Here is a 14,872-nt window from a genome sequence, read left to right on the forward strand (position 1 = left end):
AGAAGATTACACTAGCTCGTGCAAAGAAAATGGTGAACAAGGTTCGTGTCAGTACCTTTAAGTCAACATGGATTAGCACAATTTTTACTAATACATGCGAAACTGTTATCTGAAAATTAGAAAAACTTACATTCAAAAAGCTAAAAATTGACTATTAATAGTGCTTTAGATCTCGATCTGTAAAATTTGTTATCCACAATTGCTGCTGATCGAGCCTTATTTAGCTGAACGAGGAATAAATAACTAATTAATTTTAGCTCTGCCCCTCTGATTTGTTCAATAAAACCACAAAAATGCACTTAATTTGTAATTTTAAGTCGATTACTAATAAATTTACAGTTTTATTAAAATCCATAGCCTAACAAAATGATCGTTATCAACAAGCTTTCTATCCACAATCAAATATAGAACGTCAAAGCACTTAAAAAATCGCAATTAAGATTAACGACGGAATTAAAGATCAAAAGCTTAGGCCTTATAACTGGCAATAACATAATTAAAGGACATAGCTTTCTTACTATTTATCAACAGCTTGATCATAAGATTACAATTAGGAATATATTATTTTATATAACAAAATCATAAACTTAATGCATCACCAATTTTATTGTATAATTTTACACCATAAAAACTTATACAAAGATCGATTATCTACTTTACTGCACAATAAACTTGTTTATCATAACCATCAAATCTAGCAGGAAAGCGATCAAGAAAAACATGTATTCAGTAAACATTATTATCGGTAGTCAAATGGGATCTGCAGAATATGTAGGTGAACAACTAGCCGAGCAGTTAATATCGCAAGGGATCACCACTGAAGTACATGATCAACCTGACTTTTCACAAATAGATCAAGAAAACACTATTTGGCTATTATGCACCTCAACATATGGTGCGGGTGACTACCCTGAAAACCTATTACCCTTTATTAATGATCTTAACCAAGTTGATGATCTAAAAGGACTAAAATTTAGTGTTATTGGCCTCGGTGATACCAGTTACGATACCTACAACCTAGCTGGTCGTAATTTAGAACAACTACTTATAAGTAAAGGAGCTGAGTGTACAGCACCAAGGTTAGAACTGAATATTTTGGATGAAGAGCTACCAGAAGACACAGCTTTAGCCTGGTTACCTGAGTGGATCGAAATAAACAATCTTAAAACACAGTGATCTAATGCAACTCCACCAGCTAAAGTTATACACAATTTATCTATAATTTAGATCGAATTGTGGATAAGCTATGATCTAATTGCGTTTTAAAGGGGTGTTATCCATTGGATAAGATCCGAAGTTAAACCCCCTGTGTATAAATAGCCTTTTTGATCAGAGCTTATATCTATCTTGATCCGATCATATAAACACCTTTAGATCAGATCTAACGTTATGTTTTTAATTATAAACTAAACCTTATCAACAGAAATGGCGATCACTAGTAGTAATAGAAATAAAAGATCTCTTTAAAAGATCCTTTATATTATTAGAGATCACTTACTTAGATCTTGGCGAGAGTTTAATCATTTATCTTCTGTCAATTTATAGGTAGAATACGTTCCCCTTGGTAGTTTGCTGGTTGATTTAAGTAGGATCCTGAAATGATTTTTCACGAAAATTTTGATGTTATTGTTGTTGGTGGTGGCCACGCTGGTACAGAAGCTGCGCTTGCTGCTGCACGAATGGGTATGAACACCCTGCTGCTAACTCACAACATGGATACTCTTGGTCAAATGTCATGTAACCCAGCAATTGGTGGTATTGGCAAAGGTCACCTAGTTAAAGAAATTGATGCTCTAGGTGGTGCAATGGCGCAAGCTATTGATAAAGGTGGGATCCAATTTCGTACATTAAATTCTTCTAAAGGCCCTGCTGTTCGTGCAACTCGAGCACAAGCTGATCGCGCTCTTTATAAAGCCGCTATCCAAGACATCCTGCAAAATCAAGATAATTTAAAGATCTTTCAGCAATCGTGTGATGATCTCATTGTCGAAAATAATCAAGTTAAAGGCGTAGTGACCCAAATGGGATTACGCTTTAGCGCGCCATCTGTTGTATTGACCGTTGGTACTTTCCTAGGTGGTCAAATTCATATTGGCCTTGAGAACTTTAAAGGCGGCAGAGCGGGTGATCCACCTTCAATCGCATTAGCCGATCGCTTACGTGAGCTACCATTTCGTGTTGATCGTTTAAAAACGGGTACTCCACCACGTATTGATGCTCGTACCGTTGACTTTAGCAAAATGCAAGAGCAACCAGGGGATGCGCCTACACCGGTATTTTCATTTTTAGGAAAGCAATCAGATCATCCACAACAGATCCCATGCTATATCACCTATACCAATGAAAAAACGCATGATGTGATCCGTAATAATTTACATCGTTCACCTATGTATTCAGGTGTGATTGAAGGCATAGGTCCGCGTTACTGCCCTTCTATTGAAGATAAAATTGTCCGTTTTGCAGATAAAGACAAGCACCAAATCTTTGTTGAGCCTGAAGGCCTTACTTCTTACGAGCTTTATCCAAACGGTATTTCAACAAGCTTGCCTTTTGATGTACAACTAGAGATTGTGCAGTCCATTGCCGGTTTTGAAGATGCTCATATTTGTCGTCCGGGCTATGCTATTGAATATGACTTTTTTGATCCTCGTGATTTAAAGAAATCGCTCGAAACTAAATTTATTGATGGTTTATTCTTTGCTGGCCAAATCAATGGCACCACAGGGTATGAAGAAGCGGGTGCGCAAGGATTAATAGCGGGCATGAATGCGGCATTACAAGTTCAAGGTAAAGAACCTTGGACACCACGTCGTGACGAAGCCTATGTAGGTGTACTTATTGATGACTTAACAACACTCGGTACTAAAGAACCATACCGTATGTTTACTAGTCGTGCTGAATACCGTTTATTACTACGTGAAGATAATGCTGATATTCGTTTGACTGCAAAAGGTCGTGAATTAGGTTTGGTTAATGACGAGCGTTGGCAGTCATTTAATGAAAAAATGGATGTGATCGCCAAAGAATCACAACGTATAAAAGAAACCTGGATCCACAAAGATCACGTTGTTATTGATCAAGTAAACAGTTTACTTAAAACACCTTTAGTGCGTGAAGCAAGTTTAGAAGATCTTCTTCGTCGTCCTGAAATTCGTTATAACGATCTTATGGCTATTGATGGCCTTGGATCTGAGTTTGATAATGCACTGGCACTTGAGCAAGTTGAGATCCATACTAAATATGCAGGTTATATTGCACGCCAGCAAGATGAGATCAACAAACAACTGCGTCATGAAGAAACTGTATTACCAAAAGATTATGATTATTCGACTGTTTCGGGGTTATCGAATGAAGTTGTTGCTAAGTTAACTGAGGCGCGTCCGGATACCATTGGCCAAGCATCGCGTATTTCTGGTATCACCCCTGCTGCTATTTCGCTATTATTAGTGTATCTAAAGAAGCAAGGCTTGTTACGTAAAATTGCGTAATAATTAAGGAATACTGTGTTACAGCAACAATTGACCTCTTTGTTAGCGCAAACTGATATTGCGCTAACCGAAAAACAACAGCAACAACTTGTTCAATATGTTGAGCTACTTAACAAATGGAACAAAGCATATAACTTAACCTCAGTGCGAATGCCTGAAGAAATGATGATAAAACACATCATGGATAGCTTAGTTGTTGCACCTCACCTACCCGGTCATCATTATATTGATGTTGGAACGGGCCCTGGCTTACCTGGTATTGTATTAGCAATTGCGTTACCTGATACTCAGTTTGTGTTATTAGATAGCTTAGGCAAACGCGTACGTTTTTTAATGCAAGTTAAACATGAGTTAGGCCTTAAAAATGTAACCCCAGTTCAGTCTAGAGTTGAAGAATATCAACCAAGTGTTAGATTAGATGGTGTTTTAAGCCGCGCATTTGCTTCATTACAAGATATGGTTGACTGGTGTTCGCACTTGATTGATCATTCAGGTAAATTTATAGCATTAAAAGGTGTTTTTCCTAGTGACGAGCTAGAATCATTACCTGCTGGCATTAAATTTGAGCAAAAAATAGCATTGGAAGTTCCAGAGTTAGATGCACAAAGACATTTAATTATTCTTTCTAAAGACTAGGGATCAGAGCACTGTGGCAAAAGTCATCGCAATAGCAAATCAAAAAGGCGGCGTGGGTAAAACCACTACAGCTGTAAATTTAGCAGCTTCAATGGCGGCAACAAAACGTAAAGTGCTATTAATCGATTTAGATCCGCAAGGTAACGCAACCATGGGTAGCGGTATCGATAAATACAGTGATGTTGCCACTATCTATGACTTATTAATCGAAGATAAGCCGATTGATGATGTTGTCTGTAAAGAAACATCAGGCGAGTATCATTTAATCGCCGCGAATGGTGATGTGACTGCGGCTGAAGTTAAATTAATGGAATTGTTTGCTCGTGAAGTCCGTTTGCGAAATGCACTTGAAAAAATATCAGATCAATACGAGTTTATTTTTATAGACTGTCCACCTTCATTAAACATGTTAACTGTTAATGCAATGGCCGCTGCTGACTCTATTTTAGTGCCTATGCAGTGTGAGTATTATGCTCTTGAAGGTTTAACAGCTTTAATGGATACCATCACCCAATTAGCAAAACTGGTAAACCCTAAATTACAAATTGAAGGTATTTTGCGCACTATGTATGATCCGCGAAACCGTCTAGCTAATGATGTATCTGAGCAATTAAAACAACACTTTGGTGATAAAGTATACCGTACAGTGATCCCTCGTAATGTGCGTTTAGCTGAAGCCCCTAGTTTTGGTGCACCAGCCATGTATTATGACCGGGCATCAAGTGGCGCTAAAGCCTATTTAGCACTTGCCGGTGAAATGTTACGCAGAAAAGAAAAAACATCTCCTATTGTCGCCTAACTTTGAGGTAAAAAAATAACATGTCTGCTAAAAAACGCGGTTTAGGCCGAGGACTCGATGCTTTACTTAGTTCATCAAAACCAGCACCAAACCAAACAGAAAGTGTTCAAGATAGTGCGCCTACGGTGGATACAGCTGCCTTAGAACAGCCAAAAAGTGAATTACAAAAGTTAGCTATTGAGTTTTTACATTCGGGTAAATACCAGCCGCGTAAAGATATGTCAGAAGAAGCGCTGGAAGAATTAGCAAGCTCGATTCGATCGCAAGGTATTATTCAACCAATTGTTGTTCGCCCTATTGCACAAAATAGTTACGAAATTATCGCTGGTGAGCGACGCTGGCGTGCAGCGCAACTTGCTAAGCTTGATGTTGTTCCGTGTATTATTAAAGACGTACCAGATGAAGCGGCGGTTGCAATTGCACTTATTGAGAATATTCAGCGAGAAGATTTAAATGCCATGGAAGAGGCCATTGCATTAAACCGCTTACTTAACGAATTTGAATTAACTCATCAACAAGTAGCTGATGCTGTAGGTAAATCACGTACAACAGTGACCAACTTACTGCGTTTAAATAATTTAAATGACGATGTTAAAATATTGTTAGAACATGGTGATATAGAAATGGGCCATGCACGTTGTTTATTAGCCCTAGAAGGTGAACCTCAATCAGACGCTGCTCGATTGGCTGTTGCTAAAGCATTAACGGTACGCGAAACTGAAAAATTAGTCCGTTCAATTTTAGAACCTGCGGCTAAAAAAGAAATTGTAGAAAAAGATCCAGATGTCAAACAGTTAGAACAGAAATTAGCAGATAATTTAGGCGCAAAAGTGGAAATTAACTACAACAAAAAAGGTAAGGGTAACTTGGTTATTTCTTACACTAACCTTGATGAATTAGACGGGATTTTAAACCGTATAAACCAAGACTATTCCCAACATTAATTAATATCATGTCCAAAATGAGACAATTGCCTCATTTTTGCACCACAATACACCGACTCAAGTTGCAAAACTGGTAGGATTCAGTATAATTTCGCCAGTTTTCATACCCTGACAAATAGAACGCTAATAAGGTTAACTAAACGTGACTAATAAGTTAGCAGCGCCTTATCAATTGGCTGCATTTAAATTAATCTGTTTGCAAGGTAGTGTAGCATTGGTTGCTGCCATAATTGTTTTCATCGGTTGGGGAGTAGATGCCGGTCTCTCAGCATTAGCTGGAGGTGCTGTAGCAGTACTTCCCCACTGTGTATTTTCCATCTATGCATTCAGGTATATGGGTGCAAGTAAGGTAAATCAAGCGTATTCCTCGCTAAAACGAGGCAACGGACTAAAATTTTTGCTGACAATCATATTGTTTGCACTAGTACTTAAGCATTTTTCGGTAATTTTATTACCTTTTTTTAGTATCTATGTACTGGCGTTATTAACTGGATTGTTCGCACCCGTTTTTTTTAAACATTAACTTTTGGGATATAACATGGCTGCAGAAGAAGTTACTCTATCTAGCCATATTCAGCACCACTTAACCAATGCTAAGATGTGCTCGACCGATGCTGGTCTTGCCTTCAATAAAGCATGTACGGACAGTGGTTTCTGGACATGGCATGTAGATACCCTCGCATGGTCTATCGGTTTAGGTCTTATATTTTTATGGATCTTCCGTAGTGCCGCTAAAAAATCAACACTGGGTGTACCAGGTAAATTTCAATGTTTTATTGAAATGATCGTAGAGTTCGTTGGCGATAACGTACGCGATACCTTCCACGGTAAGAGCAAGCTTATTGCACCATTAGCATTAACAATATTCGTGTGGATATTCTTAATGAACTTAATGGATTTAATACCAGTTGATTTCCTACCTGCATTTGCTGGTGTTGTTGGCGAAACTGCATTTGGTATGGATTCACACGACGTATACATGAAAATCGTACCTACTACTGACATTAACTTAACAGCTGCGTTAGCGCTAGGTGTTTTCTTATTGATGATCGGTTACTCAATTAAAATCAAAGGTATCGGCGGTTTTATTAAAGAACTAACACTTCACCCGTTTAGTTCAAACAATACAGCTATGCAGATTCTTTTAATCCCATTCAACCTATTACTAGAGCTTATCGCATTGGTTTCTAAGCCGTTTTCACTGGCTCTGCGTTTGTTCGGTAACTTATATGCAGGTGAGTTAATCTTCATCCTTATAGGTGCTATAGGTTTAATGCAACTACCGTTGCACTTTGTGTGGGCTGTATTCCATATTTTGGTAATTGTATTGCAAGCATTCGTATTCATGATGCTTACAATCGTATACCTAAGCATGGCAAGTTCGGATAATCACTAATTACTATATTTACAATTTTACTTTTAACTTTAATTTACAATTGAAACTTTGGAGAAAAAAATGGAACTAATGATCGGTCTTAAGTATATCGCTGTAGCTTTACTTATCGGTTTTGGTGCAATCGGCACTGCAATCGGCTTCGGTAACATGGGTGGTAAATTCCTAGAAGCATGTGCACGTCAACCTGAACTTGCTCCTTCACTACAAGTTAAGATGTTCATCCTAGCTGGTCTAATCGATGCTGTAGCAATGATTGGTGTTGGTATCGCGATGGTATTGTTGTTCGTACTTTAATTTTATTTTTTGAACAGCTTACTATTTAAGGAGGAGCGGTTGTGAACTTAAACGCCACTCTTATCGGTGAATTAATTGCATTTACGGTGTTCGTACTTTTCTGTATGAAGTTCGTATGGCCACCACTAAACGGTGCAATTGAAGCTCGCCAAAAGAAAATCGAAGATGGTTTAGCTGCCTCTGATAGAGCCGAGAAAGACTTAGAACTAGCGCAACATAAAGCTGCAGAACAGCTTAAAGATGCAAAGGCTCAAGCGGCAGATATCATTGAACAAGCTAAAAAGCGTGCCGTGCTAATTGTTGACGAAGAAACTGTTCGTGGTCAGCAAGAGCGTGAAAAAATTATTGCTCAAGGGCACTCTGAAATTGAATCAGAGCGTAACCGTGTGACAGAAGAGCTACGTAAGCAAGTAGCAACTCTGGCAGTGGTTGGCGCAGAAAGAATTTTAGAGCGCGAAATCAATCAAGCCGCACATAGTGACATCGTTGAAAAACTTGTCGCTGAGCTGTAATTAGGAGGGTATGAGCATGTCTGAATTGACTACTATCGCTCGCCCATACGCTAAAGCGGCTTTTGAACTTGCCGTTGAAAAAGGCGCTATTGATAGCTGGAATGACATGTTGTTCTTTGCTGGCCACGTTGCCAGCAATGAACAGGCATCTACCATTTTAGCTGGATTGCCTACTGCTACTGCACAAGCTGAGTTATTTATTAACTTATGTGGTGAGCAGCTCAACGAACAAGGTCAGAACCTAGTTAAGGTGATGGCTGAAAATGGACGTTTGATTGCACTACCTGAAGTTGCTCATTTATTTTCTGCTTTAAAAGCAGATTATGAAAAAGAAATCGATATTGATGTGATTTCGGCAACACCTCTTGCTGCAGCGCAGCAAGAATCACTGGTAGCGGCACTTGAAAAACGTTTCGCACGCAAAGTTAAGCTGAATTGTAGTGAAGACGCTACAGTAGTTGGCGGCCTTATAATTAAGGCGGGTGATACTGTAATTGACGGCTCTTTACGCGGTAAATTAAATCGCTTAGCCACAACACTACAATCGTAATTGGGAAAAAGAGCATGCAACTTAATTCCACTGAAATTTCAGATCTGATCAAACAACGTATTGAGAAGTTCGAAGTTGTAAGTGAAGCTCGTAACGAAGGTACTATCGTATCTGTTACAGACGGTATCATCCGCATCCACGGTCTAGCTGACTGTATGCAAGGTGAGATGATTGAGCTTCCTGGCAACCGTTATGCTATCGCACTAAACCTTGAGCGCGACTCAATTGGTGCAGTAGTAATGGGTCCTTACGCTGACCTTACAGAAGGCGTAAAAGTATACACAACTGGTCGTATCTTAGAAGTTCCTGTTGGTGCGGGTCTACTTGGTCGTGTTGTTAACACTCTAGGTGCTCCTATCGATGGTAAAGGCGCTTTAGATAACGACGGGTTTGAACCTGTAGAAAAAATTGCACCAGGTGTAATCGAGCGTCAATCTGTAGATGAGCCAGTACAAACTGGTTACAAATCTATTGATGCTATGATCCCAGTTGGTCGTGGTCAGCGTGAGCTTGTTATCGGTGACCGCCAAACAGGTAAAACTGCACTAGCAATCGATGCAATCATTAACCAAAAAGACACAGGCGTTAAGTGTGTGTACGTAGCGGTTGGTCAAAAAGCATCTACTATTGCTAACGTAGTACGTAAATTAGAAGAGCACGGTGCACTTGCAAATACTATTGTAGTTGTAGCATCTGCTTCTGAATCTGCGGCACTTCAGTACTTAGCACCGTTCTCGGGCTGTACTATGGGTGAATACTTCCGTGACCGTGGTGAAAACGCATTAATCGTATATGATGATTTATCTAAGCAAGCTGTTGCTTACCGTCAAATCTCATTGCTACTTAAGCGTCCACCAGGTCGTGAAGCATACCCAGGTGACGTATTCTACCTTCACTCGCGTCTTTTAGAGCGTGCATCACGTGTAAACACTGATTACGTTGAAAAGTTCACTAACGGTGAAGTGAAAGGTAAAACAGGTTCATTGACGGCATTGCCTATCATTGAAACTCAAGGCGGCGACGTTTCTGCGTTCGTACCGACAAACGTTATCTCTATCACCGATGGTCAGATCTTCTTAGAAACTGACTTATTCAACTCAGGTATCCGTCCGGCAGTAAATGCTGGTATCTCGGTATCGCGTGTTGGTGGTGCTGCACAAACTAAAATCGTTAAGAAACTAGGTGGCGGTATCCGTCTAGCCCTAGCTCAGTACCGTGAATTAGCTGCGTTCTCGCAGTTCGCGTCTGACCTTGATGATGCTACTCGTGCTCAACTTGAGCATGGTGAGCGTGTAACAGAGCTAATGAAGCAGAAGCAGTACGCGCCAATGTCTGTTGCTGAAATGTCTTTGTCGTTATTCGCAGCTGAGAAAGGTTACTTGCAAGACATCGAAATCTCTAAAATTATGGATTTCGAAGCGGCATTACTTTCTTTCGCAAATAGCACATACGCAGAGCTTATGGCTCAAATCAATGAAACTGGTAACTACAACGCCGAGATCGAAGCGCAGCTTAAAGAACTTCTAGAGAAGTGTAAGTCTACGCAAACTTGGTAATTTAGTTATTAATGGTGCGCTTTAGTCCGCTAAAGCACACCTTGATTCGGAGAGAGAGTCATGGCCAGCGGAAAAGAGATTAAAAGCAAGATCGGCAGTATTAAAAATACTCAAAAGATCACTAGCGCAATGGAAATGGTTGCTGCGTCTAAAATGAAAAAGGCGCAAGAACGAGTGGCTTCAAGCCGTCCATACGCTGAAAAATTACGTAAAGTGATTGGTCGTGTTGCTCAAGCAAATCTTGATTTTACTCACCCGTTCTTAGAAGAGCGTGAAGTAAAACGAGTTGGTTATATTGTTATCTCTACTGACCGTGGTCTATGTGGCGGCTTAAACTCAAATGAGTTTAAGAAAGTTGCATTAGACATTAAAGCGTGGAAAGAGAAAGGCGTAGATGCTGATTTTGCTACTTTAGGTAGTAAAGCAGCTGGCTTCTTTCAACGTTTTGGTGGTCAAGTGCTTGCTAAAAAAGCAGGTCTTGGAGATAAGCCTTCAGTACAGGACGTAATTGGTCCGGTAAAAATAATGCTAGATGCATTCTCTGAAGGTAAAATTGACCGTTTATTCCTGGTATATAACAACTTTGTTAATACCATGAAGCAAGAGCCAATAGTAGATCAGTTACTCCCTTTGCCAAAAGCTGAAGAAGAAGTATCTACACATGCGTGGGATTACTTATATGAACCAAACCCAGAGGCTATTTTAGAGTCTTTGTTAGTTCGCTTCATTGAGTCTCAAGTATACCAAGGTGTAGTTGAAAACGCTGCCTCTGAACAGGCTGCCCGCATGGTTGCAATGAAAGCTGCAACTGATAATGCCGGTGACCTTATGGATGAGTTACAGCTTGTATATAACAAAGCTCGCCAAGCAGCAATCACACAAGAAATTAGTGAGATTTGTTCTGGTTCAGCAGCAGTTTAATGCTTCAGGCAAAGATTAACGAGAGGAATAGACATGAGTTTAGGTAAGGTCGTCCAAATTATCGGCGCCGTTGTGGATATCGAATTTCCACAAGACAGCGTGCCAGCCGTATATGACGCGCTAAAAGTAACAGATGGCGATTTAGCTGGTTTGACTTTAGAAGTTCAACAGCAGCTAGGTGGCGGTGTGGTACGTACTATCGCACTAGGTACTACAGATGGTTTACGTCGTGGTGCTTCAGTAGAAAACACAGGCAAAGCAATTCAAGTTCCAGTTGGTACTAAGACTCTAGGTCGTATCATGAACGTACTTGGTGAGCCAATTGATGAAGCAGGTCCAATCGGTGAAGACGAGCGTATGTCTATCCACCGTGCAGCACCTACTTACGAAGAGCAATCAAGCTCAGTTGAACTTTTAGAAACGGGTATCAAGGTAATCGACCTTGTATGTCCATTCGCTAAAGGTGGTAAAGTTGGTTTATTCGGTGGTGCCGGTGTTGGTAAAACCGTAAACATGATGGAACTTATCCGTAACATCGCAATCGAGCACAGCGGCTACTCAGTATTCGCAGGTGTTGGTGAGCGTACACGTGAGGGTAACGATTTCTACCATGAAATGAACGATTCAAACGTACTTGATAAAGTATCGCTTGTATACGGTCAGATGAACGAGCCACCGGGTAACCGTTTACGCGTAGCGTTAACAGGTCTTACTATGGCTGAGAAGTTCCGTGACGAAGGTCGCGATGTACTTTTCTTCGTAGATAACATCTACCGTTACACACTTGCGGGTACTGAAGTATCAGCACTTCTTGGTCGTATGCCATCAGCGGTAGGTTACCAGCCTACACTTGCTGAAGAAATGGGTGTACTTCAAGAGCGTATCGCATCTACTAAGACTGGTTCAATTACTTCAATCCAAGCGGTATACGTACCTGCGGATGATTTAACGGATCCATCTCCAGCAACAACGTTTGCTCACTTAGATGCAACAGTGGTACTTTCACGTGATATCGCATCACTAGGTATCTACCCAGCGGTAGACCCTCTTGATTCATCTTCACGTCAGCTTGATCCACAAGTAATCGGTGAAGAGCATTACGGTATAGCGCGCGGCGTTCAAACAGTTCTTCAGCGTTACAAAGAACTTAAAGACATCATCGCGATTCTAGGTATGGACGAGCTTTCTGACGAAGATAAGCAACTTGTATCACGTGCACGTAAAATCCAGCGTTTCCTATCTCAGCCATTCTTCGTGGCAGAGGTATTTACAGGTGCGCCAGGTAAATACGTTTCACTTAAAGACACAATTGCAGGCTTCAAAGGTATCTTAAACGGTGAGTTTGATGATATGCCAGAGCAAGCGTTCTACATGGTTGGCTCTATTGAAGAAGCTCAAGAAAAAGCCAAAAGCATGTAATTAGGAGGGTAGTATGGCAGCTATGACTGTACATCTTGATGTAGTAAGTGCTGAAGAGAAATTATTTTCTGGTTTAGTAGAATCTATTCAAGTATCTGGTAGTGAAGGTGAGTTAGGTGTTAACGCCGGTCACGCCCCACTACTAACTGCCCTTAAACCTGGTATGGTACGTTTAGTTAAGCAATTTGGTGAAGAAGAACTCATCTATATTGCTGGCGGTACACTAGAAGTTCAACCGAACATAGTGACCGTACTTGCTGATACAGCTGTTCGTGGTGAAGACCTGGACGAGAAAGCTGCAGAGCAAGCTAAACGTGACGCTGAAGCTCAAATGGCAAAAGGTGCATCTGCTGAGCTTGATTATAATCAAGCCGCAATGCAACTAGCTGAAGCAATTGCTCAGCTACGCGTTATTCAGCAATTACGTAAAAAGTAAGCCTATCTGGTTTTTAAAAGCCCACTTTACGTGGGCTTTTTTGTGCCTGAATAAAAATAATGTTTCTATCTATGCAATAGATCGCTTTTTGTACTTATATCCTTCATTGATCCCCGTTACAATAAAGCATATGAAAGCAATGTTTGATTTCAGCTAAGATTCAGTGGCAACTGCTAAGTTGTCGTTGAGTATTTGCGCATGATGTGACTTACGTAATCTTATTGAATTCACGCTCGCTTACTTATTTCAATAAAACAAAGAAAGAAGGAAATTGTTTTAATGTCACTTACAACGGTTATTTTAGCTGCGGGTAAAGGTACTCGTATGCGCTCTGCTCTGCCTAAGGTACTACATAAAGTTGCAGGTAAGCCAATGGTGCAACACGTTATCGATAACGCTAATGCACTCGGTGCCACATCAACAAACTTGGTTTATGGTCACGGCGGCGAATTATTACAACAACAACTAGCTGATAATGACGTAAACTGGGTGCTGCAAGCAGACCAGCTTGGTACTGGCCATGCCGTAGCACAAGCAAACCCTCATATTAATGATGAAGATACTGTTTTAGTTTTATACGGCGATGTACCTCTTACAAAGCAATCAACGCTTGAGCGTTTACTTGCTGCAACCCCTAGTAATGGCTTAGCCGTACTTACAGTAAACCTAGTTAACCCTAATGGTTACGGTCGTATGTTACGCGTTGATGGTAAGTTAGTAGGTATTGTTGAGCAAAAAGATGCAACACCAGAGCAGTTATTAATTACCGAGGTTAACACCGGTATTATGGCTGTGAATGGGAAGCTTTTAAAAAGCTGGTTAGGTAACTTATCAAACGAGAATGCCCAAGGTGAGTATTATCTAACAGATATCGTTGCTATGGCGCATAGTGAAGGTGTTGAAATTAGCTCAGCACAGCCTGATCACCCAATGGAAGTTGAAGGTGCAAACAACCGTGTACAACTTGCTGGCCTTGAACGTGCTTATCAAGCATGGCAGGCTGAAGAGTTAATGTTAAACGGTGCGACACTTGCTGACCCTGCTCGCATTGATGTACGCGGCGAAGTCACGACTGGTGAAGATGTATTGATTGACGTGAACGTTATTTTTGAAGGTAAAGTAACTTTAGGTAACAATGTTGAAATCGGCCCTAATTGTGTACTTAAAAATTGTACCATTGGCGACAATGTAGTTATTAAAGCCAATACATTAGTTGAAGATGCGAGTATCGCTACTAAATGTACCCTTGGTCCATATGCCCGTTTACGACCAGGTGCCGTTATGGAAGAAGACTCGCATATTGGTAACTTTGTCGAAATGAAAAAATCGCGTTTAGGCAAAGGCTCTAAAGCAAATCACTTAACCTATCTTGGCGATGCTGAAATTGGCGAAAAAGTAAATATAGGCGCAGGCACTATTACCTGTAACTATGATGGTGTGAATAAATCAAAAACCATTATTGGTGATAATTCATTTATTGGTTCTAATTCATCATTAGTTGCCCCAGTAAATATTGGAGCAACAGCCACCATCGGTGCAGGTTCGGTTATTACCAGCACAGTAGCCGATGACCAATTAGCACTAGCGCGCAGTAAACAGCGTAATTTAGATGGTTGGAAGAGACCGGTAAAAAAATAAAATAATATAGGCTGCGCTGCAGCCTTTTTTATTACTGTGGAAAAATAGGTTAATAAAGTAGCTAAAATAGCGTTTAAACCCCCTTCTTGTATGCCATTCATACAAATTAGAAATTAATTTAATAAAATTGAAATAAAGCGTTGACGGCCTCAAGAATATCCCTATAATGCGCATCCACTGACCCGGCAGGCAGCAATGAAAAGCGCTGAACAAACGGTAAGTGAGTCGAGTAAAACTTAATATTAAAATTTCTTAAAATTAAGTGTTGACAAAAAAATAGGAA

The 14,872-nt window shown here is 40.3% G+C and carries 15 protein-coding genes; all 15 read left to right on the forward strand.

The genetic code is table 11. The annotated features are described in order from the left end of the window. Positions 1-720 precede the first annotated feature (720 nt). The 15 genes from B5G52_RS17375 (at position 721) to glmU (ending at position 14,589) form a co-directional block, all read left to right on the forward strand. Positions 721-1,176 carry a flavodoxin domain-containing protein gene (locus B5G52_RS17375; protein WP_087533912.1) on the forward strand — a complete coding sequence of 152 codons (456 nt, stop codon included), beginning with the start codon at positions 721-723 and terminating at the stop codon, positions 1,174-1,176. A gap of 422 nt (positions 1,177-1,598) precedes the next feature. After that, positions 1,599-3,488 (forward strand): tRNA uridine-5-carboxymethylaminomethyl(34) synthesis enzyme MnmG, encoded by a 1,890-nt coding sequence (gene mnmG, locus B5G52_RS17380; RefSeq protein WP_087533913.1) that lies wholly within the window; start codon positions 1,599-1,601, stop codon positions 3,486-3,488. Positions 3,489-3,503: 15 nt separating this feature from the next. Beyond that, entirely contained in the window at positions 3,504-4,124 is a 621-nt protein-coding gene (gene rsmG / locus B5G52_RS17385; protein ID WP_087533914.1) for a 16S rRNA (guanine(527)-N(7))-methyltransferase RsmG, read from the forward strand. 13 nt (positions 4,125-4,137) lie between these two features. Next, positions 4,138-4,923 carry a ParA family protein gene (locus tag B5G52_RS17390; RefSeq protein WP_087533915.1) on the forward strand — a complete coding sequence of 262 codons (786 nt, stop codon included), beginning with the start codon at positions 4,138-4,140 and terminating at the stop codon, positions 4,921-4,923. Positions 4,924-4,943: 20 nt separating this feature from the next. Continuing rightward, a complete protein-coding gene (locus B5G52_RS17395; RefSeq protein ID WP_087533916.1) occupies positions 4,944-5,867 on the forward strand; it encodes a ParB/RepB/Spo0J family partition protein in 924 nt (307 codons plus the stop codon). A 142-nt stretch (positions 5,868-6,009) separates the two neighbouring features. After that, a complete protein-coding gene (locus tag B5G52_RS17400) occupies positions 6,010-6,390 on the forward strand; it encodes an ATP synthase subunit I (RefSeq protein ID WP_087533917.1) in 381 nt (126 codons plus the stop codon). A 15-nt stretch (positions 6,391-6,405) separates the two neighbouring features. Further along, a complete protein-coding gene (atpB, locus tag B5G52_RS17405; protein WP_087533918.1) occupies positions 6,406-7,263 on the forward strand; it encodes a F0F1 ATP synthase subunit A in 858 nt (285 codons plus the stop codon). 60 nt (positions 7,264-7,323) lie between these two features. After that, positions 7,324-7,557 carry a F0F1 ATP synthase subunit C gene (atpE, locus tag B5G52_RS17410; protein WP_010561330.1) on the forward strand — a complete coding sequence of 78 codons (234 nt, stop codon included), beginning with the start codon at positions 7,324-7,326 and terminating at the stop codon, positions 7,555-7,557. Between the two features lie 41 nt (positions 7,558-7,598). After that, on the forward strand, positions 7,599-8,069 hold the full coding sequence (gene atpF, locus B5G52_RS17415; protein ID WP_087533919.1) for a F0F1 ATP synthase subunit B: 471 nt from the start codon (positions 7,599-7,601) through the stop codon (positions 8,067-8,069). Positions 8,070-8,085: 16 nt separating this feature from the next. Then, entirely contained in the window at positions 8,086-8,619 is a 534-nt protein-coding gene (atpH, locus tag B5G52_RS17420) for a F0F1 ATP synthase subunit delta (RefSeq protein ID WP_087533920.1), read from the forward strand. A 14-nt stretch (positions 8,620-8,633) separates the two neighbouring features. Beyond that, positions 8,634-10,175 carry a F0F1 ATP synthase subunit alpha gene (gene atpA, locus B5G52_RS17425; RefSeq protein WP_008112134.1) on the forward strand — a complete coding sequence of 514 codons (1,542 nt, stop codon included), beginning with the start codon at positions 8,634-8,636 and terminating at the stop codon, positions 10,173-10,175. A 60-nt stretch (positions 10,176-10,235) separates the two neighbouring features. Continuing rightward, a complete protein-coding gene (gene atpG, locus B5G52_RS17430; RefSeq protein WP_008112136.1) occupies positions 10,236-11,096 on the forward strand; it encodes a F0F1 ATP synthase subunit gamma in 861 nt (286 codons plus the stop codon). 33 nt (positions 11,097-11,129) lie between these two features. Then, positions 11,130-12,515, forward strand: a complete 1,386-nt coding sequence (gene atpD / locus B5G52_RS17435) for a F0F1 ATP synthase subunit beta (RefSeq protein ID WP_087533921.1) — start codon at positions 11,130-11,132, stop codon at positions 12,513-12,515. Positions 12,516-12,528: 13 nt separating this feature from the next. Beyond that, positions 12,529-12,951 (forward strand): F0F1 ATP synthase subunit epsilon, encoded by a 423-nt coding sequence (locus B5G52_RS17440; protein ID WP_008112140.1) that lies wholly within the window; start codon positions 12,529-12,531, stop codon positions 12,949-12,951. A 279-nt stretch (positions 12,952-13,230) separates the two neighbouring features. Next, positions 13,231-14,589, forward strand: a complete 1,359-nt coding sequence (gene glmU, locus B5G52_RS17445) for a bifunctional UDP-N-acetylglucosamine diphosphorylase/glucosamine-1-phosphate N-acetyltransferase GlmU (RefSeq protein WP_087533922.1) — start codon at positions 13,231-13,233, stop codon at positions 14,587-14,589. The last annotated feature ends 283 nt before the right edge of the window (positions 14,590-14,872 follow it).

This window comes from Pseudoalteromonas sp. A601 (assembly GCF_002165575.1).
GTDB lineage: Bacteria > Pseudomonadota > Gammaproteobacteria > Enterobacterales > Alteromonadaceae > Pseudoalteromonas.

What these genes read in the sequence shown, in the direction of transcription:
- B5G52_RS17440 (WP_008112140.1), top strand. Translation starts at nt 12,529, where the DNA reads ATGGCAGCTATGACTGTACATCTTGATGTAGTAAGTGCTGAAGAGAAA.
- atpE (WP_010561330.1), top strand. Translation starts at nt 7,324, where the DNA reads ATGGAACTAATGATCGGTCTTAAGTATATCGCTGTAGCTTTACTTATC.
- B5G52_RS17395 (WP_087533916.1), top strand. Translation starts at nt 4,944, where the DNA reads ATGTCTGCTAAAAAACGCGGTTTAGGCCGAGGACTCGATGCTTTACTT.
- atpB (WP_087533918.1), top strand. Translation starts at nt 6,406, where the DNA reads ATGGCTGCAGAAGAAGTTACTCTATCTAGCCATATTCAGCACCACTTA.
- atpH (WP_087533920.1), top strand. Translation starts at nt 8,086, where the DNA reads ATGTCTGAATTGACTACTATCGCTCGCCCATACGCTAAAGCGGCTTTT.
- atpG (WP_008112136.1), top strand. Translation starts at nt 10,236, where the DNA reads ATGGCCAGCGGAAAAGAGATTAAAAGCAAGATCGGCAGTATTAAAAAT.
- mnmG (WP_087533913.1), top strand. Translation starts at nt 1,599, where the DNA reads ATGATTTTTCACGAAAATTTTGATGTTATTGTTGTTGGTGGTGGCCAC.
- B5G52_RS17375 (WP_087533912.1), top strand. Translation starts at nt 721, where the DNA reads ATGTATTCAGTAAACATTATTATCGGTAGTCAAATGGGATCTGCAGAA.
- glmU (WP_087533922.1), top strand. Translation starts at nt 13,231, where the DNA reads ATGTCACTTACAACGGTTATTTTAGCTGCGGGTAAAGGTACTCGTATG.
- atpD (WP_087533921.1), top strand. Translation starts at nt 11,130, where the DNA reads ATGAGTTTAGGTAAGGTCGTCCAAATTATCGGCGCCGTTGTGGATATC.
- atpA (WP_008112134.1), top strand. Translation starts at nt 8,634, where the DNA reads ATGCAACTTAATTCCACTGAAATTTCAGATCTGATCAAACAACGTATT.